Origin of the sequence: Lysinibacillus sp. NPDC056185 (genome assembly GCF_047737915.1) — a bacterium.
Lineage (GTDB): Bacteria > Bacillota > Bacilli > Bacillales_A > Planococcaceae > Lysinibacillus.
In genome coordinates this window covers 1-24,726 of the sequence record NZ_JBLLLQ010000048.1, presented here as the reverse complement: position 1 = coordinate 24,726, position 24,726 = coordinate 1, and the positions used below count along the sequence as shown (strand labels likewise).

30 protein-coding genes and 1 pseudogene are annotated in these 24,726 nt (G+C 33.8%); 9 read left to right on the top strand and 22 right to left on the bottom strand.

The window, feature by feature from the left end; genetic code table 11:
- Positions 1–465: 465 nt before the first annotated feature.
- The 3 genes from ACMZ42_RS25410 to ACMZ42_RS25400 all read right to left on the bottom strand — a co-directional run bounded on the left by ACMZ42_RS25410 (position 466) and on the right by ACMZ42_RS25400 (position 1,835).
- Positions 466–954, bottom strand: coding sequence for a hypothetical protein (locus tag ACMZ42_RS25410; RefSeq protein ID WP_415733197.1), 489 nt, complete (start codon positions 952–954; stop codon positions 466–468).
- A gap of 2 nt (positions 955–956) precedes the next feature.
- Positions 957–1,160 carry a helix-turn-helix transcriptional regulator gene (locus tag ACMZ42_RS25405; RefSeq protein WP_370082093.1) on the bottom strand — a complete coding sequence of 68 codons (204 nt, stop codon included), beginning with the start codon at positions 1,158–1,160 and terminating at the stop codon, positions 957–959.
- A gap of 501 nt (positions 1,161–1,661) precedes the next feature.
- Positions 1,662–1,835: a hypothetical protein gene (locus ACMZ42_RS25400; protein ID WP_370082095.1), complete on the bottom strand. Its 174-nt coding sequence runs from the start codon at positions 1,833–1,835 to the stop codon at positions 1,662–1,664.
- 173 nt (positions 1,836–2,008) lie between these two features.
- Between ACMZ42_RS25400 and ACMZ42_RS25395 the strand changes: the two genes are divergently transcribed.
- Positions 2,009–2,470, top strand: coding sequence for a GNAT family N-acetyltransferase (locus ACMZ42_RS25395; protein ID WP_415733196.1), 462 nt, complete (start codon positions 2,009–2,011; stop codon positions 2,468–2,470).
- 107 nt (positions 2,471–2,577) lie between these two features.
- On the opposite strand, the gene ACMZ42_RS25390 is transcribed toward ACMZ42_RS25395, so the two are convergent.
- The 3 genes from ACMZ42_RS25390 to ACMZ42_RS25380 all read right to left on the bottom strand — a co-directional run bounded on the left by ACMZ42_RS25390 (position 2,578) and on the right by ACMZ42_RS25380 (position 4,825).
- On the bottom strand, positions 2,578–2,925 hold the full coding sequence (locus ACMZ42_RS25390) for a YkgJ family cysteine cluster protein (RefSeq protein ID WP_415733195.1): 348 nt from the start codon (positions 2,923–2,925) through the stop codon (positions 2,578–2,580).
- A gap of 210 nt (positions 2,926–3,135) precedes the next feature.
- Positions 3,136–4,011: an alpha/beta fold hydrolase gene (locus ACMZ42_RS25385; RefSeq protein WP_415733194.1), complete on the bottom strand. Its 876-nt coding sequence runs from the start codon at positions 4,009–4,011 to the stop codon at positions 3,136–3,138.
- Between the two features lie 55 nt (positions 4,012–4,066).
- Positions 4,067–4,825 carry an MBL fold metallo-hydrolase gene (locus tag ACMZ42_RS25380; RefSeq protein WP_415733193.1) on the bottom strand — a complete coding sequence of 253 codons (759 nt, stop codon included), beginning with the start codon at positions 4,823–4,825 and terminating at the stop codon, positions 4,067–4,069.
- Positions 4,826–4,941: 116 nt separating this feature from the next.
- Between ACMZ42_RS25380 and ACMZ42_RS25375 the strand changes: the two genes are divergently transcribed.
- A complete protein-coding gene (locus ACMZ42_RS25375; RefSeq protein WP_415733192.1) occupies positions 4,942–5,352 on the top strand; it encodes an Lrp/AsnC family transcriptional regulator in 411 nt (136 codons plus the stop codon).
- A gap of 49 nt (positions 5,353–5,401) precedes the next feature.
- Here the strand turns inward: ACMZ42_RS25375 and ACMZ42_RS25370 are convergent, their stop codons facing one another.
- Positions 5,402–5,893, bottom strand: coding sequence for a hypothetical protein (locus tag ACMZ42_RS25370; protein ID WP_415733191.1), 492 nt, complete (start codon positions 5,891–5,893; stop codon positions 5,402–5,404).
- Positions 5,894–6,028: 135 nt separating this feature from the next.
- Between ACMZ42_RS25370 and ACMZ42_RS25365 the strand changes: the two genes are divergently transcribed.
- Positions 6,029–6,208, top strand: coding sequence for a hypothetical protein (locus tag ACMZ42_RS25365; protein ID WP_415733190.1), 180 nt, complete (start codon positions 6,029–6,031; stop codon positions 6,206–6,208).
- A gap of 177 nt (positions 6,209–6,385) precedes the next feature.
- Here the strand turns inward: ACMZ42_RS25365 and ACMZ42_RS25360 are convergent, their stop codons facing one another.
- The 3 genes from ACMZ42_RS25360 to ACMZ42_RS25350 form a co-directional block, all read right to left on the bottom strand.
- Positions 6,386–6,829, bottom strand: a complete 444-nt coding sequence (locus ACMZ42_RS25360; RefSeq protein ID WP_415733189.1) for an NUDIX hydrolase — start codon at positions 6,827–6,829, stop codon at positions 6,386–6,388.
- Between the two features lie 189 nt (positions 6,830–7,018).
- Positions 7,019–10,117, bottom strand: coding sequence for an ATP-binding protein (locus tag ACMZ42_RS25355; RefSeq protein ID WP_415733188.1), 3,099 nt, complete (start codon positions 10,115–10,117; stop codon positions 7,019–7,021).
- 325 nt (positions 10,118–10,442) lie between these two features.
- A complete protein-coding gene (locus tag ACMZ42_RS25350; protein ID WP_415733187.1) occupies positions 10,443–10,853 on the bottom strand; it encodes an NUDIX domain-containing protein in 411 nt (136 codons plus the stop codon).
- Positions 10,854–11,061: 208 nt separating this feature from the next.
- Here ACMZ42_RS25350 and ACMZ42_RS25345 point away from each other — a divergent pair, with 208 nt between their 5' ends.
- Positions 11,062–11,166 (top strand): YjcZ family sporulation protein, encoded by a 105-nt coding sequence (locus tag ACMZ42_RS25345; protein WP_370082117.1) that lies wholly within the window; start codon positions 11,062–11,064, stop codon positions 11,164–11,166.
- A 194-nt stretch (positions 11,167–11,360) separates the two neighbouring features.
- Here ACMZ42_RS25345 and ACMZ42_RS25340 read toward each other — a convergent pair whose 3' ends face one another.
- Complete coding sequence (locus ACMZ42_RS25340) at positions 11,361–11,933, bottom strand: DJ-1/PfpI family protein (RefSeq protein WP_415733186.1); 573 nt, start codon at positions 11,931–11,933, stop codon at positions 11,361–11,363.
- Positions 11,934–12,095: 162 nt separating this feature from the next.
- Positions 12,096–12,620, bottom strand: coding sequence for a GNAT family N-acetyltransferase (locus tag ACMZ42_RS25335; RefSeq protein WP_415733185.1), 525 nt, complete (start codon positions 12,618–12,620; stop codon positions 12,096–12,098).
- Positions 12,621–13,240: 620 nt separating this feature from the next.
- On the opposite strand from ACMZ42_RS25335, the gene yjcZ reads away from it, so the two are divergent.
- A complete protein-coding gene (gene yjcZ, locus ACMZ42_RS25330) occupies positions 13,241–13,366 on the top strand; it encodes a sporulation protein YjcZ (RefSeq protein ID WP_415733184.1) in 126 nt (41 codons plus the stop codon).
- Between the two features lie 280 nt (positions 13,367–13,646).
- Here the strand turns inward: yjcZ and ACMZ42_RS25325 are convergent, their stop codons facing one another.
- Positions 13,647–14,120 carry a GNAT family N-acetyltransferase gene (locus ACMZ42_RS25325; RefSeq protein ID WP_415733183.1) on the bottom strand — a complete coding sequence of 158 codons (474 nt, stop codon included), beginning with the start codon at positions 14,118–14,120 and terminating at the stop codon, positions 13,647–13,649.
- 174 nt (positions 14,121–14,294) lie between these two features.
- On the opposite strand from ACMZ42_RS25325, the gene ACMZ42_RS25320 reads away from it, so the two are divergent.
- Positions 14,295–14,645 (top strand): VOC family protein, encoded by a 351-nt coding sequence (locus tag ACMZ42_RS25320; RefSeq protein WP_415733182.1) that lies wholly within the window; start codon positions 14,295–14,297, stop codon positions 14,643–14,645.
- Positions 14,646–14,812: 167 nt separating this feature from the next.
- Here the strand turns inward: ACMZ42_RS25320 and ACMZ42_RS25315 are convergent, their stop codons facing one another.
- The 7 genes from ACMZ42_RS25315 to ACMZ42_RS25285 form a co-directional block, all read right to left on the bottom strand.
- Positions 14,813–15,424, bottom strand: coding sequence for a class I SAM-dependent methyltransferase (locus tag ACMZ42_RS25315; RefSeq protein WP_415733181.1), 612 nt, complete (start codon positions 15,422–15,424; stop codon positions 14,813–14,815).
- Between the two features lie 168 nt (positions 15,425–15,592).
- Positions 15,593–16,576 carry a ketoacyl-ACP synthase III gene (locus ACMZ42_RS25310; protein ID WP_415733199.1) on the bottom strand — a complete coding sequence of 328 codons (984 nt, stop codon included), beginning with the start codon at positions 16,574–16,576 and terminating at the stop codon, positions 15,593–15,595.
- 376 nt (positions 16,577–16,952) lie between these two features.
- Positions 16,953–17,120 carry a DUF4306 domain-containing protein gene (locus ACMZ42_RS25305; RefSeq protein WP_415733198.1) on the bottom strand — a complete coding sequence of 56 codons (168 nt, stop codon included), beginning with the start codon at positions 17,118–17,120 and terminating at the stop codon, positions 16,953–16,955.
- 145 nt (positions 17,121–17,265) lie between these two features.
- Positions 17,266–18,549 carry a hypothetical protein gene (locus ACMZ42_RS25300; RefSeq protein ID WP_415733180.1) on the bottom strand — a complete coding sequence of 428 codons (1,284 nt, stop codon included), beginning with the start codon at positions 18,547–18,549 and terminating at the stop codon, positions 17,266–17,268.
- Positions 18,542–19,069 carry an RNA polymerase sigma factor gene (locus ACMZ42_RS25295; protein ID WP_415733179.1) on the bottom strand — a complete coding sequence of 176 codons (528 nt, stop codon included), beginning with the start codon at positions 19,067–19,069 and terminating at the stop codon, positions 18,542–18,544. The genes ACMZ42_RS25300 and ACMZ42_RS25295 overlap by 8 nt, the downstream gene beginning before the upstream one ends.
- A 784-nt stretch (positions 19,070–19,853) precedes the next feature.
- A complete protein-coding gene (gene gdh, locus ACMZ42_RS25290) occupies positions 19,854–20,639 on the bottom strand; it encodes a glucose 1-dehydrogenase (protein ID WP_415733178.1) in 786 nt (261 codons plus the stop codon).
- A gap of 15 nt (positions 20,640–20,654) precedes the next feature.
- Entirely contained in the window at positions 20,655–21,512 is an 858-nt protein-coding gene (locus ACMZ42_RS25285; RefSeq protein WP_370082135.1) for a GRP family sugar transporter, read from the bottom strand.
- Between the two features lie 489 nt (positions 21,513–22,001).
- Between ACMZ42_RS25285 and ACMZ42_RS25280 the strand changes: the two genes are divergently transcribed.
- The 3 genes from ACMZ42_RS25280 to ACMZ42_RS25270 all read left to right on the top strand — a co-directional run bounded on the left by ACMZ42_RS25280 (position 22,002) and on the right by ACMZ42_RS25270 (position 23,550).
- Positions 22,002–22,148 (top strand): YjcZ family sporulation protein, encoded by a 147-nt coding sequence (locus ACMZ42_RS25280; protein ID WP_370082137.1) that lies wholly within the window; start codon positions 22,002–22,004, stop codon positions 22,146–22,148.
- A 514-nt stretch (positions 22,149–22,662) separates the two neighbouring features.
- Positions 22,663–22,818 (top strand): hypothetical protein, encoded by a 156-nt coding sequence (locus ACMZ42_RS25275; RefSeq protein WP_415733177.1) that lies wholly within the window; start codon positions 22,663–22,665, stop codon positions 22,816–22,818.
- Positions 22,819–23,340: 522 nt separating this feature from the next.
- The gene (locus ACMZ42_RS25270) at positions 23,341–23,550 is read left to right on the top strand and encodes a hypothetical protein (protein WP_370082141.1); all 210 of its coding nucleotides are present in this window, start codon (positions 23,341–23,343) and stop codon (positions 23,548–23,550) included.
- A 169-nt stretch (positions 23,551–23,719) separates the two neighbouring features.
- Here the strand turns inward: ACMZ42_RS25270 and ACMZ42_RS25265 are convergent, their stop codons facing one another.
- Entirely contained in the window at positions 23,720–24,235 is a 516-nt protein-coding gene (locus ACMZ42_RS25265; protein WP_415733176.1) for a DUF4871 domain-containing protein, read from the bottom strand.
- A gap of 159 nt (positions 24,236–24,394) precedes the next feature.
- Positions 24,395–24,726, bottom strand: a pseudogene (locus tag ACMZ42_RS25260) (IS1595 family transposase); the annotation flags it as partial.

The following is a 24,726-nucleotide window of genomic DNA, read 5'->3' as shown; positions in this document are numbered from 1 at the left end:
CTTTTTCTTGACGACACATATTGTTTTACCGATAGCATGAATTAGGCTATCGAACCATATACAATATCCAATTTTCAATGAACGAGCGTGTTTTAAAGACTTTTACTTGTCTATACATGAAGTATAACACCCTTTCAGACAATTAAGGTAGCAAAAGTTATCTCTTGTCTGACCTCACTTTCATCCCATGTCTAAAGACGGGCTACACCCTTCATGGGCTTTCTCGTTCGGAAAATCTGTAATTGTTAGTTTTTAACGAACAAATCATGGATAGACTTGGCCATTCAGATGAGCAAATTACCAAGAATGTCTATCTCCACGTGACAATGGAATAACTTTATTGTCACTCACCAATTCCTAATCGATCTTTCAATTTAGATGTTCTTTTCCTTCGCACTATAAAAACACCCCTTTAGATAACCATATCCAAAGGGGTGAAACGGTACGACTTTATATCAAATTTTATTAGGTTAACTTGGAATCTTCTCCCTTTGGTGTAAGTGCAGAAAAAAGTCCAATTAAATTAGGTAGTATACTGTATAGTAAAAACAGCCAGTTTTTCGTCATGATCGAGATAATCGTAAAAACAATAACAGACGTAGCAATGACGATTAATCCAAACTTCACACGAGAAGGCTGCAACGGGACTGTGCTGGACATGTTGATAGACAAAATAATCCCAATTATACCCCAGCTCCCTATGTGTGTTAAAAGAAGGATACCTAAAACCATCGCGTTGCTTAATTCAATCCCAAACATGATTAAAGAAAAGAGAACATAAATCGCTCCTAATGTCACATACCATGAATAGGATTTTGCATTTTGCCAAATATGATAGTATAGCTCATCTATACCTCTGTTTTCTCTAGCTTTTTTCCGTCCGAACCACCAACCAAGGATCCCACAAATCAATCCTCCATACAATCCAATAATACCCCCGATAGAAACCTCCATAATTACATTCTCCCCTCTTCGAAAATAAACACTTCTTCAATCGTGCAATTGAAAACTTTTGATATGTTGTAGGCAAGCTCAATAGATGGATTGAATTTTCCTGTTTCAATTGCAATGATCGATTGCCGTGAGACTCCAACTTGTTTCGACAATTCCTCCTGCGTAATCTTCTTCGATTTTCGTAATTCGCGAATTCTGTTTTTCATAAAGCCTCCTTTAAAAATGTAAAGTAAACTGTACATCTGTTGATAAGTCAAGTTTACTTTACATTGATATGGATGTCAAGTTAACTTTACAATTCGATTTTTGTTTAAAACAACATAGAACCCTTATTAGGAGATGTCCGGGAGACATAACCAAAAGGAATCAAAATAAAACTGTTATAAGTTAAACAATACTCTTTAACTAAACTGCCACGTTCGTATTAGTTGAAGAAGAAAAAGATGGGATCTCTGTGGAATCCCATCTTAAAGTAAAGCTCCCGTAGTTAATAAATCCCCATTCTACATCCGCCGGAGACTTCTGTACCTGCCGCTAAGCTTTCGGTACAAACGACACTTGTAGCTGACGCTGCGCTTTCGCTACCAAAACATTTGATGAAAGAAGTTAAAATATTTGCTATTTGCCCTATTTGTGCTGTTTTTATGTACAAGCTTATAGACCCTTAGCAAACCAAAAGTCTATAAGCTTGATGTGGCTACTTCTATTTATTGTTTTGGTGTATTTGCAGTAAGTGGATTACTGTTTGCTACTAATTGTACTGGTGTCGTGCCTTGCTGAGCAGCCTGTGTCATTTGTTGGGCATTGTTCATTAGCCCAAAGCGTTTCAGTACACCAAAAATAGCCGCGCCGCCTATAATCCCCCACGCTAAAAATCTCACGGATGAAAACCTCCTTTCTCATACCGGATTTTTTAAAACAGGTTTAGTATTAGAAATCCTATGCGGTTTATACTGCGTTAACTAAAGGGGTTTTTGTTCTATTTACATATTATTTTCAAAAATAACAAAATATAGTAAAATAAAATAGTATAAAATTCGAATGGAGGTAGTACATGAATATTAAAATTGCTTCATCAGAAGAAATCCCACAAATAGAAATATTATATGAAGAGCTGTTTTTAGAAATGTCAAAACTACAACCTCAATACATAGCACCCGCAAAGCAGGATGTAGAATTTCTTAAAAACATAATTTTGGAAGAGAAATCAGACATTTTTGTTGCTGAATTAGATAACAACATTGCCGGATTTTTACTAATTCAAGAATTAGCTACTCCTCCATATTCTTGTATCGTCCAGCATAATTATGCATATATTATGGATGTAATTGTTGGAGGTCAATACCAAAGTAAAGGCATTGGTTCACTTTTGCTACGAGAGGCAAAAAAATGGGCAGAAGAACGTAAATTAGATTACCTGGAGTTAAGCGTTTTAGCAGAAAATATTGGCGCTATTAACTTGTATGACAAACACGGATTTAATGAAACGAGCCGTACTATGCGATTAGAACTTTAAAAGTATGTATGATATTAGAGCCTGCATTGAATAAGGCAGGCTCTTTTATATTAGGTCGAATACAAACTTTCCCCTGTTTTATGTTTACTTATAACCTCTAAACTCCATTAAATAAAATCTTTCCACGAAAAATCAATACTTAAAATACCAATCGGAAGCTCATTAGCTATATAGTTTTTTCCAACGGCCACTTTTGGTTTATGAAAACATACAAGATTATTATAATAACCAAAAGCTTGGCAAATAGACGGACGTACCGAATGAATTCCACATCGGTCATTTATTTCGTCAAAAAAAATACAGGTTCCATAAAGTCGTTGTTGATTTTTTAAATCTAGGCTCATTTTTTTAGGCATCGCTTTGATTTTCTTTTTTATTTTCTTTAACTCTTGTTCTGTAATTGGAACAGGCCCACAACACATCCCTCTACAGCCTTTACAAGGTAAATCTTCCATAAAACAATCATCTCCTAGAAAAAGCAAGTGTTATAATTCGTTTTTTGATTTGGATTTTCTAGTTCATTAACCCAATTAAAGCAAAAATAGGACTCTCCTGGCCAGGAGAGTCCTATTTTACACTTTAAATTAATAATTGTAAATTATAGCACGAATAAATTATTTTGTCAATAAAATAATCTATACAATAATTAGTATCTAGCATCAAATTTAATAATATTTATTTAAAAAACCAATGATAACATTATTTATTTTTTCTAAATAATCTTCTGAAGGGAAATGGCCCATATTAAATGATTGAAAAATAGTCAAATTTGGTATGACTTGTTCAGCTCTTTTTTTGATTTTCTTTTCTGGAAAGAAAATATCCTTTTCTCCAGCGATAATTAATGTAGGTGAAATGTAATTTTCTAATTCTTTTCTACCTGTTAGTTTTGGCATCTCTTGTTCTAATTTTACGTAACGAAAAATATCTCCAATAATTTGCCGATCAAACTCTTTCATGCAATTAGCAGACATTCTATCAGCTATTTTCTCAAGATATATGGCTGACGAAGAATTTTTAAACAGTAGTAAAGGGATTAAGATATGTTGAATCATCTCCATTTTGGAGCCAACTTTTAATCCAGCTGGGGAAACAAGCGTTGCACATTCAATCCTATCTGGCATATAAGCAGCGAGCCTTAAAATGATACCTGCTCCATACGATGGTCCTAAGAAAGCACATTTCTTAACATTAAAATAATCCATCAATTCAACTATCCATTGCCCAAAGCTAAAATCCTTAGCTGAAATTCTCTTTTGCTCACTATATCCTGGGTGACCAATCGTGTCAGGCGCATATATTCTATATTTTTTTATTAACGGCTTAAACCAGGATAATGTCATCGGATTAATGCAATTCCCACCTTGAAAAATAAACAAAGGCTTTCCTTCTTTTGGACCCGCCATAAGTACATGTGTTTTGCCGATCGATGTATCCACAAAAGCTCTTTCAACTTCGAAATCAAAAGAATTTAAATATTGCTCATAATGATTTAAAATTTCCAATCTACCTTTTTCACTAGTATAAATTGAATGCTTCATTAGATCCCTCCTGCATTAATTTTACAGGATTTAGCTATTTTTTTTAACACTTTCTTTAAAATGTGTACTCTTCTCCATCTTCCGGTACAAAAACTTGTGCAGCAATCCCCTTTTCATTTATAAAGCTTTTTAAATCTGTTCTTGATAATGTCCAATGATTGACCGCTTCCATATGACTAACGATAATTTTTGCATTTGGAGCAGTTTTGTATACTTCATAAATATCATCTTTTCCCATTATGAGAGAGCCTCCCTCTAAAAATTGATTGTCTCCCCCATTAACGACAATAATTTCTGGATGATTTTTTAGGAGCACTTCTTGCACTCCGTCATACCATACAGTATCGCCAGCGATATATAATTTTTTCTCATTTGGATGGTTAAAGACAACACCACACACTTGACCAGTTAATTTTAAAATTTCTCCCCTGCCATGTTGACCTTTTGTTTTAATTAATTGAATACCTTCAAAAACGGTATTTTCTTGCAAAACTTCGACATTGAAAAAGCCAGATTTTTTAACTTCATTGGCATCCTCTTCATTTTGAACAAACATTTTAAGATCTTTCGGTAGTACTTCTTTGGCGACTCCGTCAAAATGATCTAAATGTAAATGAGTTACGATTACAGCATCGACATGAATGAGTTTGTCAATGGATGTTGGTAATTCAACTAATGGGTTATTTTGATCCTGTCTTAAAGAGTTTGGATAAGGAGGATACACACCTCCGTTTGCCAAAAGTGGATCAATTAAAAACTTTTTCCCCGCATATTCGATTACTAAAGTGGCATTGCGGATTTGTTGAATTTTCATATTTATAACTCCTTTTCTTTAAATTACATTTAGTTTATACTATGTCCAAATAGTAATTACATAGCTAAAATCAAGTCTTTTAGTGATTTGACTTGAAAAATGAAAGGAGTTACTACATGTTAGATAGTACGGATTTACGTATACTAGATGAGCTTTCCAAGAACAGTCGTATTACGATGAAGGAATTGGGTGAGAAGGTTCATTTGACAGGGCAAGCGGCGTCATCGAGGGTGGCAAGGCTTGAAGATAATGGGGTTATCGAGAGCTATACAATCGATGTGAATCATATAAAATTAGGTATCAATGTCCATGCATTTATTAATATTTATACAAAAAGTCCGTACCATGAACCTTTTCTGTCATTTATAAAAACGCAGCAGCAATATATTGTTAATAACTTCAAAATCAGTGGAGATAGTTGTTATCTGCTTGAATGTAGATTCCCATCAAACGAAGTATTAGATCAGTTTTTAGTCGATTTAAATAAGCGTGCAAACTATAAATTGTCAATTGTCATTAGTAAATAGTGAAATGCCAGGCTCTCTCCATGGATTGCCTGGTATTTTTCATTTGTTTTCAATTTTCCACTTTTACATAAACGCTACCGAATAACTTCCCATCAATATAGGCATCCAGCTTCCACATACCGCCAATTGGGAAAGTCATATTAGTTGGAGAATGGTTATCCGCGCCACTGTTCGGTCCAAGTAACTTAGCATTTGAAACCAATTCCACTTCTTTACCTGTCAATTGGTGAGTTCCCTTGACGCGAAGGAAGTCTCCTGATTTAACGCTCTCTCCCCAAAAATGCCAGCCATATTTTCCTATTTGACTAGCCGCTATTTTTTCTTCTTTATTATGCGTAAATCCTAATAATTGCGGTTCACCAATGAAGCTTAAATTTTCAAATGTAAAATACTCGCTTTCTTGCCACTCAATTTCTTTTGCTAGAACTTCTCCACCAAGACTCAAGCTATTATCATGTAGCACTATGTCGTTGGATTCTTTATGTGAGCAACCTACTAATAGCAATCCACAAATTGTGACGAAACCCATAATCCTTTTCACGTTTATTTCCCCCTTTTATTATGTAACGATTATTTAACATTTTTTGTTACAAAATTTATCATTGTCATTTCCGTTATATTCTAAGTGTAATTGCACAATCTAAAGTGTAACTAAACAATAACGGAGGTAATAGTAATGAAAAAATTCTTATATATCGGCGCAATGGCAGCATTCCTACTAACTGCTTGTTCTTCTCATGACGAAGCTCCCGCTAGCGAACAAGCAGAAGCAAAAGAAAAAACCGTCAATGCTGAGACAAAAGAAAATCTTGAGAAAAGTTTTCTATATGAATCGGAAGATCCGTTTACAAAGTGATTGAAGAAGACAGATAACTAATTAAGGTTATCTGTTCTTTATTATGTACTTTCCATCACAGAAATCTTTTCGTTTAAAAACTTAAACGTTTTGGAGATTCTAAAATCAGTCTTATCATATGGAATTTGATTAATCATATGCGTATCTTATGCTTATGTTTCATGGCTGTTGCTAACTTTATAACTGTAATAATGCTTCATTAACTGCCCAGCTTTGATGTTCGTGGAATAAGCAATCAATTGCTTGCATTGGTTCCATCCATTTTAGGAAGTGGTCAACTTCAGTTGGTTCACTTATTTGTCTACCCTTATCGCATAAATAAAAATAACCTTCGCTAAGGTAATATTTATATTCATTTGTAGAATAAAAATATCTCCGGGCACACCCTATAAAATGACCTATCTCAATATCCATTCCCATTTCTTCAAGGGCTTCTCTTTTTAAACACTCTTCGTGAGTCTCATTTTTTTCTATTCCACCACCAGGGAGGAAAAATTTGCCATCATTTGTTTGAATAATCGCTATTTTTTCTTTCTGACTATTGAACATTAAACAATAAACAGCAGGTCTCCATATGTAGTCCTTGCCTTCTTTTTTCTCACCGAATGTGATAATATCCATAATTAATCCTCCCCTGATTCTTATTCGAACATTCCTTATTAAACTAAGTTGCTTCGATAGTTAAAGAAAAAAATCCTGCAAAAACAGGATTTTAAGCAAACTTTATTTCTTTAATTAAAAAACTGCTCCCCATTATTAAATGGAGGTGCAGCTCAATATGAATGTTCTTATTTCACCATCAATTCACGCTTAAATTGCTTTGATTTTTTTCTTTTTAACAACAAATGATATTGATGTCCCTTGATTTAGTTTACTTGTGATGCGAAGTCCTTCACCGTAATGTTGTTTTAAGCGAAGATCTGTATTTAGCAATCCAATTCCAGTAGAAGTTTTCGATTTTCTTTCAAGTAAACGTTCCATTGTAGCCTCATCCATTCCATTACCATCATCCGACACAGTAATCTCAATGTATGTGTCGTAATCTACAATGCGAATATGAATATTCCCGCCATTTTCACGAGGCAAAATACCATGTTTTAAAGCATTTTCAATTAATGGTTGGATGGTCAGTGATGGGATCATGACGTCTGTAGAAACTTCCAAATCCCATGTTGCATTGATCCGCTCTCCAAAACGTTCCTTATGAATATATAAATAGGATCGAACAAGATTTAACTCGTCCTCAATTGGAACAAGCTCATCAATATTTTGGAACTTAAATGATTCCCTTAAAAAATCACTAAGTGCTTCAAGTAACTTACTAGTACGTTCAATATCAATTTCACTTAATGTGATAATGGCATTTAATGTATTGAAAAGAAAATGCGGCTGTATTTGTGCTTGAAGCCAGGCTGCCTCCATTCGAAGCCTTTCTTGTGCGGATTGTTTAACATCAGTTAGTGCTTTTACTCTTGATCTTAGCTCTAAAGCGTCTACAGGCTTCGTGACGTAATCATTAGCACCAGATAAAAATCCATTATTAATGTCTTGAGTCTGACTTCTTGCCGTAAGAAGTAACACTGGAAGTTCTGTTATTGAAAATCGTTGGCGAATTGCACGTACTAATTCGTAGCCAGACATATTTGGCATCATCACGTCTGAAATGACCAAATCCCACTCTTGAGACATTAATATTTCAAGAGCTTTGCTACCACTTGTAACCGTTACTAAGTCGTATTTTTCTATTGAAAGTATTGTTTCGATAACTCTTAAGTTCACTGGATCATCATCGACGACCAAAACTCTAGGTCGATTTGCTTCAATGATTGAATGGTTTTTAGTTTGATCATCGAATGGATTTGTAGAAGTCTCTACTGTAGATTCTTCCATCGCACTTGATAGCAGAGCCTCATTTTCTGTAGCATTTTGCTCATCAGGTACGTTTGATATTGGTAAGGTGAAAGTAAATTCAGACCCTTTCCCTACAATTGAATTTGCTTGTAATGTTCCCCCATGCAGTTCAACTAATCGTTTACTAATATTAAGCCCTAGCCCAAATCCGCCTTCAATCATTGCCTTACTAAGGGTACCCTGCTCATAAGGTTCAAATATACGTTGAATGGTGTCCTCATCAATACCAATACCAGTATCTGAAATAACAATTTCTGCCATATTATTTTTTACATGACCTGATATTGTCACTTCACCTTCATTCGTGTATTTCACAGCATTATGAAGTAAATTGAAAACAATTTGAATAACCCTATTTTCATCAGCAACTACTTTCGGAAAATTTTCAGGGATTTGATTAATTAACTGAATCTGCTTTCCTTCCCTCATAACATAGAGCATATCTAACACACCCGATACAATTGGGTGAATCGAAAATGTTTTAAGGTTTAGTTTAGGATTATTTTCTTTTAAGCTCATAACATCTAGTAAATCATTTAACATTAGTGACATACGCCATCCGACAGATAGCACTGTTTCTAAATCCTTGACACTTTTGTCACTGAGCACACGATCTTCTCTTTCCAAAACAGCTTTAGAAATGTTAAGGATCCCATGGAGAGGATTTCGTAATTCATGAGACGTATTGGCAAGAAATTCATCCTTTAACTTATTTGTTTTTTGGAGCTTAATAGCAAGTTCTTTTGTATCCGAATGGACTTTAGCATATCCTTTAAACCATAAAATCGCCAAACAAGCTACTGTTATAATAATATCAAATGGATACATAATTACTTTGATTCCAAAAATAAGAAGAAGTCCATCCCAAATAAGATTATTACCAAATGCTAAAATGGCAAGAAGTAAAAAAATATTACTTTTAATCTCTTTAATAGATTCTCGCATTACCGTTAGGATCGTTATAACGATCGGGATTCCTAAAATCATAATGTAAATGCCTTGATTGATTACTATATAGCGAGTAGACAGCACGATTGTCAACAATGATGCTATACCACAGAAAATACTAAACAAATGAATGTATTTTCTCACATGTTGAGGTAACCAATGTTTAATGCATTGAAGCATTGAAAAGCCTATGCCGACCATAGAAAGATGAACTAATTTAAAGGCCCCGTCGTAACTAATCGGAAACCAATAAGATAATAATTTGTCATCGCTTCCTAATAGGAAATAAACCATACTGCTAATCGCTAACAGTGAAAAGTAAAGTAATCTTCTTTCTTCCATGTTTCCAACAAAAAATAAAATAATGGAATAGATAGCATGTAGTAAAAAAACAACTGCTACTAGTTGCTGCATATTTATCGACAATTGAGTTTCACGAGCTACTATATCTTCTTTCCCAAATTTAATGGAGCGAACAATTCCACCGTTGCGAGGGTCCTTAAAGTTTGAAGCCTGAACAATAATGTCGATTTCTTTGTGACCGGTCGCTTCAAAAGAAGCAGTATACGGAACATTCTTGGCAACGGTTTTTTCTGCACTTTCCCCTATTTGGCCTGATTTTGCCAACCGCCTACCATTTACATATATTTCTGAGGAACTTCGAATACTTGGAACTCGAATACTGTAAGTTATATTGTCTTCTGGATTAACGAGTAATTTTAAGCGATAAGTACCGTAACCATAAGGTGTCATCTCTCCCTTTTGTAAAGATGAACTCCACCCTTTAGGAACCTGTATGTATTTAGCATGATCCTTCTTGGATGCTAATTGCTGTTCTTCACTAACCAACCAATTATAAGGATAAAATTCCCACTCTCCATCAAGTGTAACAGCATGACCGTCATTAAAATTCCAATTTCTTAAATCCATTTGACCTTTTACAGCATGTGGTTGATCTGTATTATTAAATACTGACAGCCATAAAATTCGTGAGCCTGTTAGAAAGATAATAAACAAGCTAATGATGAGAGCAATTTTTCTCTTTTTCATTAAAAATAATTGTCAAAAGGTAGTTTGTGATTTTCTGTTATAACACAAGCTCCCTTAGGCAAAACCTCACCTCCTACGATATATTATCCTATCAGAGTTACCATTACTTTTAAATCTATTTTTTAAACTAAAATCCAAATTTTACAATGTATTAATATTGACCTTTTATATAACAGAAAGAAGGTCTTTTTGATATCGGGTATTTGGACACCCGCTGAAAGCAATTAAATGATTCTAGGCTGCACAACATGCTTGAATGTAACAGCTTTCACTGTCATACAGAGTGCCATCCAAATCAAATAAAATTGTTTATCCATATTTCAAATTACAATAGCTTTAACTGTTTCAGAGCATATTCTGTTGTCATTGTAATGTTTTCAGGTATTTCGTCTATTGAGAACCAATGTACTTTCTCTAAAGCATGCGGCTCTCTATTTCGTACTTCCCCATTCGTAATACGAGCAGCGAAAGTAGGTGCAACATAATGAATATCTTCTGTTTGAATAATATGGTTGGTCACACATACTAGTCCTGTTATGTCGATGTCCACTCCAAGCTCTTCTTTAATTTCTCGTATAATCGCGTTTTCTATTGTTTCCATATAGTCAACCTTGCCACCAGGTAAACTCCAACAACCTGCTTCAGGTGCTTTTTTACGTAAAACAAGTAAAATTTCATTAGCTTTATTTTGGATAACTGCCCCCACGCCAACCTTTGGTAATTTTCCTTTTTCCATTACTCTTTTCCTCCTCTATTAAAATTAACCTCTATCAAAAGCTATTAGCGAATAGTTATTTTATATTATTTCTCCCTAATTTTGGGTCACTTTTTTTTACAAATGTCTTTTTATCTTAATTGCAAATTTATTTATTAAACTTAGATGATTACCTTCTCTCCTTTTTACAACGTTACGTATTATAGATTGTAGAAAGAAGGAAAATAATATGAGCTATTCAGGTAATGGTTACGGCACAGGGTCAGCTTTTGCCCTAAATGTAGTACTATTTATTCTTTTAATTATTGTCGGTGCTACTTTCATTAAATACTAAAAATCCCACTACCAACTTCTCTATTGCTCATATTTCACTTGAGAAATACTAACTTACCCCTATACCTTCTATTACTAAGGGTCACTTTCCTCCGGTGAGCCTTTTTATTTTTCCTTTTATAAATTTGTACGACTAACGACAAAACCATGTTAATTTTGTTTATTGAAACGGCTAAAACACACAATTCACTTAGTTTAGAAATATAACCCCTTACCAACTGGCTGAACAGTTTCTAGTACAATATCAACCATTTTTTCATTAACTAGGGTCCTTATGATCCAAGCTACTAAATCTTGCGCAGCATAACACCCTGCAGCAGTCGAAATATTTCCTTCGTTGACGAAACTTTGTTCAATTACATTTACATCAAATTCTTTAAGCTGCTCTACTACAGATGGATATGTTGTAGCTTTTTTACCAGTTAATAAATGTTTTGCTCCTAGTAGTAACGCACCTGAACACATAGATCCTATTAATTGTCTTTCTGGATCTAAATGAATTTTATTAAGATATTCTTGATTTTTATATAAATCTTGAACACCCTTTCCGCTTGCAAATATTACAGCGTCAGCAGATGGGATATCAGCTAGGTTACCTGTCATCGGTATTCGTAAGCCCGACATCGATACATGTGTTTCTTCTGTCCCCAATAGTTGGACATCCCAATCTGAAATACTACCAATTAACCGTACACGATTTAATAAATCCCATGGTAAAAAAACATCTATATCTGTGAAATTATCGAAACAAACAATTGCAATTTTCATTTCCCTGCCCCCATTGTTTTAATCTCTTAGCATTTCTATTATAACAATAAGGAGGAATAATATGGGTATTTAACAATGGGAATCTCTTTTATTTCATCGTTTTAACGATAAAAACCAAGACAGTAATTAAACAATCTTGGTCTTGGCCTTTTATGATGTTTTTTACTTAATTAAAGAAAAAATATTAGTATCATAAGGAACACCATTTTGGTGCATATAATTTTTTAATATCCCTTCTTTTTCAAAGCCTAACTTTGTTAATAGCTTGTTTGAAGCTTCATTTTCAGTAAAAACAATCGCTCCAATACGCATTAAATCCATCTCTTGAAAGCCAAATGTTATTACTCTATTAACAGCTTCCTTTGCATACCCTTTTCCCCAGCTCTCAGGAAAAAGTGCATAGCTGATGTCAGCTCTTTTATGCTCAGTGGACCACTCTTGAAAACCAATCGTACCGATAATACCTTCTTGTCCTTTTAATGCAATTCCCCATTTAATACCACGTTTTTCATCATAATTCTTTGAAAAATTTTTAATTATTTGTTTAACCTGCTCTAAACTTGTTAATGGATTTTGTCCATAATGGCGTAAAACTTCAGCATTTGAAAAGCAATTTAAAACATCTTGGGCGTCATGTTCAGTAAGTTCTCTCAACACTAATCGTTCAGTATCTAAAATAGGAAACATCTTCTTCACTCCATTTCCAAATAAGGTATATGTTAGATTCTATATAAAAAAAGTGAGAGTTGCATTATTTATTTTTCAAGTAACTTCATTTAATAAATTTCGATATTGCCATCATGGCTAAGAAAGCATTTCCTTATCAATTTTATAGGGTTAAATCCCCATTCATAAGGTAATTGGCCCTGAGCTCCTTATTCAGTACAACATAGTATAAAGATAAAAAGGAAAAATCATGTATTTGCATTAATGTTGTTGTAATAGTAATTTATCAACAAGTAGAACATGCGTAGTTTCGGAATATTAATGGCTTAAGATATAAATTATCAGTCTTTGATTACGACGCTTGCTTACAAGGGCCAAGATGAGGGATCCACCTTTGGAAGTTTATATCAAAATGTTCAACAAGAAAATGATGTCTATGTAAAATGGATACGTTTTATGTAAATCACGCTTTGTAAGATGGATTGTCGCCATTAATACCTTCATCACAGTGCCCTCAGCAATATAATAAAAGTGAATGTGATATAAAGGTTGTGGCGAAATGCACCAGCTTTTTATAAAATAATACAACCTTTTCTTTCTACAACTTATTTGCTTTAAATTTTAGAAAGGAGGAAATTATTTTGAGTTATTCAGGTTATGGATCAGGCACGAATTTTGCCTTTGCTATTGTTTTATTCGTTCTTTTGATTATTGCCGGTCTTGGCTTGTTTTTTTTATTAAGAACTTTAATATGGAGCGGTGTATAGTAATTTCCAAATACTCAAGATATAGTACTAATACTTATATACCTGTTTTTAATGAGAAATATAATAGTTTTCATAAAGCATTTTAATGGGCTATCAGATCATAGACGCTATGATTGGCTCCACGCTAGGACTTGCGTGTATTAACGGAAGTCCTTTTTTCATGTTTTCACATACTAATATTCACTTTTAAATTGGAAGTATGTTTCTTACTTTCCCCTGAAATCACCCTAACCATTTAAGAATAGTCAAAGTTATTCATAAGGACTTAGTCATACTCTCATTAAATATTTAATTTCATTTTTCTACTAACGCTTTTCATCTCAAAATGTTCATAAAAATCAATCGCTTTCGTATTAAATTCCCAAACATTTAACTCGACTGAATCAACTTTCTTGACTTTAGCCCAAGTTATACAAGCATTAAATAACATTTTTCCTATTCCTTTTCTTTGTAAGTTTGCTTTTACACCAAAATCGTGGATGTAAGCATATTTCCTTTGAACAAGAGACTCGAAAGGTGGAGAAGCTTCAACACTTATGACTGCGAAACCGAATACAAATTCATCTTCCTTCGCAATTAGAATGTCGCTCTCTTCGTTGACAATTAATTCTTTATAATAGGATTCGGGCATTACAGACTCAACACTTTTAAAAATCGTTGGTTCCTCCATCACATGCTCTTCATGTCCTTCTTTTACAATCTCATTCACTGCGAAATAATCTTCCTCCGTTGCGATATAAACCTCAATTGTCATCATTTAAACCTCCTCTTTTCAATATACTTTATTATAACCAGGGGATTCCTTCCTTTTATAGATAAACTAGAAATTGTGGTGTTATCCTATATCCTAGTTTTGCATCACCATTCAAGTACCTTATTATTCATGAATAAAGTGTTCAAAAGAATATTACTATTTGGAGGTAGAATTATGAATCCTATATTAAATCAGGTCGGAACAATTTTTATTCCTGTTAGTAATATTAAAAAATCTCGTAATTGGTATTGTGACATATTAAGGTTACTAGCCGATGGTGAGATATTATTTGGTCATTTATATATAGTACCTATGAATGGAACGGGAATTGTATTAGATAGCAAGATTTATTCAGCGGAAAATATATTCAAAACCCCGCCTTTTCATTTTAATACTACCAATATCGAACAAGCATATGAGTATATGAAGAGTAAAAATGTCGAATTAACAACAGAAATTGAGCATCACAAGTGGTTTAATTTTAAAGATCCTGATGGGAATCATTTAATGGTTTGCAAATGTTAAATTATCAATTATACCTCGGCATAATTGCGTAGGGATATAAAAAAATAGGTTTTTGAAATATTAATTTGTAGGAAGTCTCGGAATCGATAAGGAGGCGCAAAGCCGAATCCGGACTTTTCGTGTGGATATGCTTAAGTTATTTCACCCTATTCTTTTATAAAAATTAATCAATTTATCTTTCCGATTATTATTTTCCTATACATTCCATTTAGCATTATAGGTGTATCTTCTTCTACTACTATATTTTCAGGTGATAATTCTTCAAAGCTCCGACCAATATCTGTTCCTAATATGCTTACAATGGGTCTTAGCAACATTTTAGGTAAGGACAGTTTTTGGTTTTTAGGGACAAATTTATCAAAAACGATTATTTTCCCTTCTTGCTTTAAAACTCTTGTCATCTCTTGAAAACATTTAGTTGCATCAGGTACTACCGAAAGGATTAAACTCGCTACGACATAGTCAAACGATTCATTTTCAAATTCCATATTTTGAGCATCCATTTCCAAGAATGTAATTGTGGAATTCCCAAACTTTGCTTTTGCTTTTCCGAGCATATCAGGTGAATAATCAATAGCCGTTATATTTAGGTTAGCATGATGTATTAACTCTAAATCAGCTCCTGTTCCTACACCGACAAACAGGATCTTTTGTTGATTATTGAATGGTATGGATTGAAATATTTGTTTTCGAGCATTCAAAAAAATTCCCGAATTAAAGAACTCGTCGTAAATTGGAGAACCAATCTTATATGTAAATTTATTCCAAGAATTATTCAAACCTCTTCACTCCCACTTCAATATTAAATCCCCCTCTTATATCAATAATACATCACACCATTTTTCTTTTGTATAAAATTACCTATTAATATTAAAAAACCGAATACTCATTATCAATAAAATATTGAGTACCGGTCATTTGTTTATATTGTTGTCAAAAACATTAATTTAATCTACACACCACCTAATGATAAGTCCTGCGTGTGTAAGACCTCCACCGAACCCATAGATTAATAAATTATCCCCATTATTTAATTTCCCTTCATTTATGCCTAACTGTAAGGCCAACGGAATAGAAACGGATGATGTATTTCCCATATACTCAACACTAGTTAATGTTTTCTCTAGGCTAATACCTGATTTTTCACAAATGGATTCTATCATTCTTAAATTAGCACTATGAGGCACAAACCAATCTATATCATGTAATTGCATTTGTGCTTGCTGTAGTAATTTCTCTATACCTATAGGAAGTGTACGCGATGCCCATTTATATACTTCTCGTCCATTCTGCATTATTTTTCCTGACGTATTCAAGGGCGAACCGTGCATAGTAGTTGATAAATTAGTTAAGTATAAATGCTTACCTCCAGCACCATTTGTACCTATATGGCTAGCGATAAAGCTTGGCATTTCTTCATCCTTTTCTATTAAAACTGCTGCAGCTCCATCTCCAAATAAGATACATGTCGTTCGATCTGTATAGTCCGTCACTTTAGATAACGCTTCTGTCGTTATAAATAAAATTTTACGATGGAGTCCTGATGTAATTAACCCGTTCGCTACATGTAATCCATATGTAAATCCAGCACAAGCAGCGTGAAGGTCTAATGCACCTACATCTTTCATTTGAAAGTGTTCTTGGATTTGGCAAGCTACACTTGGAAAAGCATAATCAGGTGTAGTTGTTGCAACGAGAATTAAATCTATATCTGAAAGATCCTTTTGATATTGTTCAACCAAATTCTCTATAGCTTTAAAGGCTAATGTAGACGCAAATTCATTCTCACTTGTTATTCTTCGCTCCTTCATGCCTGTTCTTTGTACAATCCAAGCATCGTTCGTCTCTACTATCTTTTCTAAATCATCATTTGTTAGTCTATTTTCGGGAACATAGGTACCTATTGCTGTTATTCTTGCTTTTGATTGAATGTTAATCATTCAATAACTCACTCCTTTTTCATATTCAAGTACTATTACTTAACAATACAAAATTAAGGTATTTCAAAACTTTGTAATTCCTTTAATATGTATTAATTTTCTTCATAAGAAATAACTTAGACAAAATAAATTATATCACCTTGTTTTAGTAACTGGTACTAATTATACGGAAAATAAAAAATATATTCAACTTTAACACCAAAATAAAAGGCATCAAGAAATTTTATATAAGGGTATTGAAGCAAACATACCAATTAACGCTATGAGTTAAGCACCTTCTATAACATATCAACAGGAAATGATTGATAAATGGAGATAGAAGTTTTAAAAGTACCAATGGATAACAATAGGATTCTTAATACGCTTCCTATTCGAAACGGGTATACGTATTGGAGAAGCTCGGACCATTTGTAATCTCAATGTTAAATAATATGGTAAACGGTGTTGAATACTTCCATTCCAACGAATTTTCTATAATGGCACTTCCCTCATACCAAGATATAAATGTTGAAACAGCTAAAATAAAACTTCCAATTTTAAGTTGCTATATATACTTAAACAACTTTTCCCTCCTTATAAATCCTATTTTTTCGGTTTTTAATTAGAATAGCTTTCTTTTACAAATCCGCACCTTTAGGGAAAGAGGGGGACTGATTGATACCAGTACCACCCTATTCATATTAAAAATTCACTTTAAATCCATTAACCATAATGGATTTAATTTGGTCGAGCTTTAATGGTTCCTCTGACAGTAACTTCAGTTTCACTTGATTTTCATCAGAAAAGGAAACTAAACTTTTTAATTCCTTATGACTTCCGTCTTTTTTAACAATTGTAGCCGTTAATTCTTCAGTTTCTGTCGCATCGCCTTCCCCTATAATCGTTAAACCAAGTGGAGAAACCTTCAGCTCTTTCGCTTTCCAGTCACCAAAGTCCATAACAAATGGCACTGACTGCCCTCTCATCTCTTCGAGTTTGAAGGTTGCTTCCCAATCTCCCTCCACATATTGACCAGCTGTATAAATCTTTGCCTGCAACTCATACTCAGCTATATTGATATCCTTCACATCAAATATATATTCCTCATAATTATACGCATAAATTGGTTTTCCTTGTTCATCTCTCCCGTAGGAATAACCCACTATAGGAAGAATCTTATGACCTGCTTGATTCACTAAATAAAATTCTCCGTGTTCAATCGCATTATTGGCAGGCCACTCTGTTTGTACATATAGTTTGTCATTATGAAGCCCTATATTTCTAATTCGCATTCTGTCATATAGTTGTGTTTGAATATTCAATTTACCTGCTGGTAGTACATATACATCTCCTTCAAGAAGTGCTCCTTCTCCACCACTTCCACGAATTGTATCATCTGGCAAGAGCTCTGTTTGTTGTTCTTTTACATCTTGTAAATCCAGTGGGAATGTTACATCCTCTAACACTGATTTATCACTTAAAAAAGAACGGATTTTCAACTTAAAGTTATCGGTGCTACTCCCATTAAATGACATAAATCGAACTAAGGCTGTTTTCGTTGTAGCATCAAAACCAATTCTTTCAACAGTAAAAGACCGCCCTTTTGACATGAAATAATCATAAATATCCAATGTTTCATCAATACGGTTTCCTTCAAGATCCTGCATTGTCACATACACGACAGCCATATCTTCATCCTGCATGGCTGAAACAATTTCCATTTTTATTCCATCTTGTTCAACAATACTTTCTATTGGTTCAAGTAATGCCGCTATATCAGGGCTAATATGCCACAGTAAATTTTTCACATTGTCATTCATTGCAGCACCAACCGTAATAGAGCTAGCTAAAAATACGGTAGCCACTGATGGAATGAGCCATGTTTTCTTCCTTTTTTTCTTTACTTGGCTAACGCCCATTCTCGCTCTTATGTGTAAATCTTTCGGCAATGGAATCGACTCCACTGATTCTTTTAACTTATCCATAAAAATCTGCCTCCTCTACTTGAACACGTAATTTTTTCAATGCACGATACAGGATTGACTTTACTGTTCCTAATGGGATTTGGAGCGTGTCAGCAATTTCTTGAAAAGTATAGCCCTCGTAATATTTCAGTATTACAATCCCTTTTTCATCGCTTGTCAATTCCTCTAATATCTGCCTTAGCAAGACTTTAACGGTAGGGTCAACCTGTTCAAACTGTATACTGTCTATGTATTCATTTTGTACAGGCACAATCTTTTCTAGCTTTTTCAAACGATTCAGTGAACTACTAATGGCAATCTTAATTAGCCATGTTTTAATGTAAGCAGGTTCTTTTAAGTTTTCAATTTTATCGAACGCTTTATAAGCAGTTTCTTGTACAATATCTAAAGCCTCCTCTTCATTCTTCAAATAAATAAATGCCATTCGATATATATCTGCTTCATACATCTGAAAAAGTTTTAAAAAGGCTTTTTCATTTCCTTTTTGAGCTCTTTTAATTAAACGAATAATGTAACTCACTCCCTTCTATACATTAGACAATTTAGTTCATGATTTAGCTTAAATAATTTACATTTTCTCGCAAAAAAAGTAGGAAGAATATTCTCCCTACGATTTCATTTATATTAATCCAATTAATTTTTAATAAAATCTTATTTCGAAGTACTGCCTCTATTCTCTAAAACGGTAAAAGGAATATAAGTAATCCATTTAGATTAGTAAAAACTCATTTCTGCTTATTAAAGAAAACCGCACCGTTAGCACAAGAAGCGACCGCTCTAATTTGAACAATCGCACCTCGTTAGTGGAATAAGAAACTTAGGATAGGAGGTGATAACAATAATAATAGTGCAATTGAAATCAGCAATTTTGTCAATGTTTTTGAGAGTTTGTCTTTTACATCTCCTTTATACCATCCACCAAATTGCAGTTTATTTCGATATAAAGATTATCATCATAATTCCATAAGTATTCGAATATTTCATCCCTAATTTTTGGTAGATATAAACAATAATCTTGCCTGAAATCAAATAAAAGATTATGAGTAAAAAAACATTCTTATGAACTCCAATAGTACCCTCATTACATTCACTCTCCAAGCTTTTATTTAATATTTATTTTACCACATATATCCACATTGTTATTTAACTATCACAAGATAAAACAACAATCGTTAACAGAATCATAAAAAATAGACCAAACATATTATATATATAAAATATGCTTGATCTATTTATTTACATACGTTTGAAGGTTGTCACCCTAAGATAAGAGCTTCTTGATACCTTTTTTAACACAGCTTTTCTTATCCACGACCAGCTTGGAATTCAGGATATAAAGTCATTCCACCATCCGCAAATAGAGTAATCCCTGTTACATAGCTAGCCTGTGATGAAGCAAGCCACACCGCGACTGCGGCAATTTCTTCTGGTTTGCCGATATACCCCATCGGAACCATACTTTCCACATCTGCACGTTTTGCTGGATCTGCAAATTTTTCAGCATTTATAGGCGTATTAATTGCTCCAGGTCCGATGTTATTAACACGAATTCCCTTAGGAGCATATTCTAACGCTAAAGTTTCAGTCATTAATTTAATGCCCCCTTTACTAGCGGCATAATGCACGAACAAAGGCCAAGGAATTTTCTCATGAACACTGGACATATTGATGACAGTACCTTTAATATCGTTCTCCACGAAGTATTTAATCGCTTCTCGACTTCCTAAAAACGCACCTGTTAAATTTGTATTGATGACTCTATTCCAATCACTTAACGGCATTTCATGAGAAGCTACTGGATTTTCTATACCTGCATTATTTATCATGACATCGAGAGTCCCAAACTCTTTTACAGCGGTCTTAATGAGATTTATAACATCTTCTTCAACTGTAACATCACCTTGTACAGCAATGGCCTCCCCACCGGCTTTTTTAACCTCATCAACGACAGCATTTACATCCGCTTCATTTGAACGGTAATTAATAACTACCTTCGCTTTTTCTGAAGCGAAACGAATGCCCATTGCTTTACCTAGTCCCGTTGCAGCACCTGTAATCACTACAACTTTTCCTTCTAAATCTGGATACATACAAGGCCCTCCTTTTTATCTTTTCGCAATCCCTAACATAATTCCAGCAGCAACGATAAAAACAATTCCAATGATAATTGCAATGAATTGCTTTTTTGTTTTTTTCTCTCCTAATATAAAAATTCCGCCTAAAGTAGCGATGACGATCCCCATTTGGGAAAGAGAAAAACTTGTTGCGACTCCTACACGTGGCTGAGAAATAAATAAAAACATGTTTCCGGCAGCCCAGATTAAACCTGGGATAATATTACGAAATGCATATTTGTTAAATGGTTTATGCTTGAATGTTAATAAAACTCCACCTATTACCATCCCAATTGCTTGTGGTAATAAAGCAGACCATCCACTTACATTAAATAAGCGTACTACCACCACATATACTAAGTATCCAAAGGTTGAAATAAGTAAAATTAAAATTCCTTTTTTCAAATTGCTTCCGTGTTCTTCTTTTTTCTCTTCTGGATTTGGAAGAGATGTTAGAATGATACCAGCAATGATACTAATAAGTGCAAGAATCCCTAATATAACCGACATCTTTGTGGACCATTCATGAAACACAATGACTCCAAATAATGTTGTCGATACTAATTGTAGCCCTGTCGAAATGGGCATTGTTTTGGAAACACCTATTAAATCAATACTTTTCAATTGGTTTACTTGTCCTAATGCCCAAAAAAGACCTGATACAATTCCGACTCCAATCACTATAGGCGATAACTCAGGCTTTACGAAGAAATAAACACCTATAGAGAAAATAAGTGCACCAAATGTTGTCCCAAGTACTTGACTATAGGGTCCACCACCGAGTTTAACGTTAAATAATACAATACTTCCCCAAAAGAGAGCTGGTAATAATGCTAGGATGATGTCCATTTCTTTAAACTTCTCACCTCTCTAAATACTTATTTGATTCTGATAACTTTCAGTCGATAAAAAACATGCATAATACTTTTTTATGATGCACTAAGAGAAACTTTTCATACATTTAATTTTAATCACTAATTTGTTATGTAAAACTTCCATTTTCGTAACGCAAAATAACCAAGACGGCAATTATGCTATCTTGGTTCTCAATATTTTCAAACATTTATTGCATTGGATTTTTTAACATTTATAATTTTTATTCATTACTAAGGCAATCAACTCTACAATAGTAGTTATCCCATCATAATATAAATTAAGCTATTATTTAGCTTACACCGCCTTGAATTGTTACTGAGGGTCACTTCTATATGGTGGCCCTTTTTTATTTCTCAAATTATTTTTCGGGTTTCTAATTACAAAAGAACTTTTTGTTGGATAAATACCTCCACTATTTTCTATAAAAGTACATATTATAGATGTAGAAAGGAGGAATTCTTTATGGGATGCTTCGGAAACTATGGCAATTACAACAATTGTTGCTACGGAGGTTATAGCTATGGAGGTGGCAATAACGGTTCAACATTTGTTCTAATTGTTGTTCTGTTCATTCTTTTAATTATTGTCGGCGCTACTTTCATAAATTAATCTTCATAAGTAAAATTCTTTGGAGCTATTTGAAAATAATAAACTGGGTAGAAATTTTTTGCCTTACACCAGTTCATTTAAGGTCACTTCCACAGAGTGACCTTTTTTAAGTAATTAGATAATACGCCGCCCTTTAGAATATGACTTTGCCGCATAATCCAACCTGTTTTAAAAAAACTAGTACCAACAATTATTCATTCTTTACATCCTATAGTTTTTATCCATAAGTATTGTCGGCACTAGCTTCATGCTATCCATAAATAATACTCAATACCACGCTTTGATGCTCATTTATAGGAAAAGATTAAAAGTTAAGGATCATTTTCCTCCGATGATCCTTTCTCAATTGTAAATTTATTTAGTCACCTTTTTTACTCTTTTGTAGGTAGTGCACGCTATTTGTACTTAGCTAAAATAAGACCGACTCTTTCTTTTTTATAGGTATATTAGTAATAGCGTGGGTTCGTATGTTGGTGATGGTGGTGGTGGTGCGGATGGCGATGATGTGTTGGATATGTTGTATGTGTTGGGTAGTAATGCATCGGGTAGTAAGGATGGGTTGGATAGTGGTGAGTCGGATAATAATGGGTTGGAGCAGTTACCGGGTAATATGGATGTCTCCCACCATGTTGTCCTCCATAAGCATCATGCCCGTAATCGTATCGCATAATTTTTCCTCCTTTCGATTTCGATATAGGTTATGCTATAAAAGGATGAACAGTCTACGCAAAAGCCTATACGCTAGTCAAATGCCTCCTCTTCACACCTACAAACAAAAGAACAATTACCATTCCAACTAATTATTCAACTTTAATTACCTATAAATTGAGCTGGTTTTTTATCTAGTTATCTTCTGTATTCTGAAAATGGACTTGTAGAGTTAATAAAAGAAAAAAGTTACAGCTCGCTTTAGTCGACACATGAATAGACCCCTTAATTTTCAGGGTCAAGCAATAAATAGGTTGTTTATATAACAATCCAATAGCCGCAATTCAAACTACTTTCACAGAGATTCCTCTAGCATGAGTTAATATTTAGATTAGTTCCAACCCTCTTAGTTCGTTTCAGTAACAACAGGACCCATTTATAGATATATTTTCCACACCTTCTGAATTACCACCTAATCTATGTTATAATTTAAATGTACATAGAAGTATAAATTAATAAAAACCACTAATAAGGAGCGATATACATGGTAGATAAAAAATGTAAAAAATGTGGGAATACTCAATTTACAGAAGCTACAGACTATATGCCTATTAAACCAAGTAAAGATTCATTTAGGGGCGCAAACAAGATTTATACATTTTGCTTAGATTGCGGTGAAGTTGATTCAATCCGTATAGAAAATACAACTATTTTTAAAAAAATTAATGGTACTGACCAACTTATGAAAAAATAAGCTATCCTATATTTTAACTAAATACGCTATTTAATATTGGCTGTTTTCTCAAAGATTGTTGCTGTTAAAACAAAAAGGCAGATTTAATCTACAAAACGTGTAGATTAAATCTGCCTTTTTGTATTGATGAATCGAAAAATTAAACTAAAGCACCCTAGTTGAAGATGGTTTAACTCTCTTCAACGTTTATAACTAGTTCCCCAAATAATTTATAATTAAAATATATTTCTAATTTCCATAATCCACTTGTAGGGAACACCATATTCGATGGGATATGGGAATCTGCACCGTTATTAGGGCTAATGGAAGTATTGGAATATTGCCATACTGTATCATTGCCAGATACCAACACGGGATGTTCTTTCCCTTCTTTGTCAGTTCCAACTACTTTAAAATCACCACTGATACTATCTTTGTCTCCCCAAAAATGCCACATATACTTATTTGTTTTATTAGCGATAATTGGGACTTCTACTGCCTCACCTTTTTTACCCAATCCAGCTAAAAAACCAACTTTCCCTTCTTCACCAATCAATAAATACTCACCTTCTGTCCCATCACCAAAAGTAACGGGCAATGAAAAAGTAGAACTTACCTCACGAGTTTCTTTCTTATCAATATTGTTACAACCGACAAGTGTCATTAAGAATAGCATAGAAATCAACATAATCATTTTGTTCCTCATATTGCTCCCCCTTATCAACTAGACATTACTGTTAATAAACCTGAGATAAACGATATTCTATATTACTTCAACATTTTTACAAATACCCCTTCTTATTCAACCAACCTGCTCCGTTAGTTGAAAAACAGTACACCACTTAATCCATTTAAAAAGCTTATCTTTTCTTAATGCTCCTACTGTGAAATAGTTAGATTTTTGACAAGCTGAAATAAGCATTTGTTCTACCCGATTTTCAAATGCCAAGTTTTTATGTAACTCAAGCCAAAGATACCAGTAGAGGTAACTATCCAAATAATACGTACCAGCGCCTTGAAATCGTTCCATCCATCCTTTCAAACGGCGATGGAAGTTATTAACGTGTTGTATGTGGAATATCCCTTTTTTTACTCGTTGATATTGATTAAGATTAATTGTTTCGTGTTGAAGATTTTTTGCTGCTGCAAATTTTTTATAGTTGGTAGCTGTATCCGTGCATAACAAAGAAGAATGAG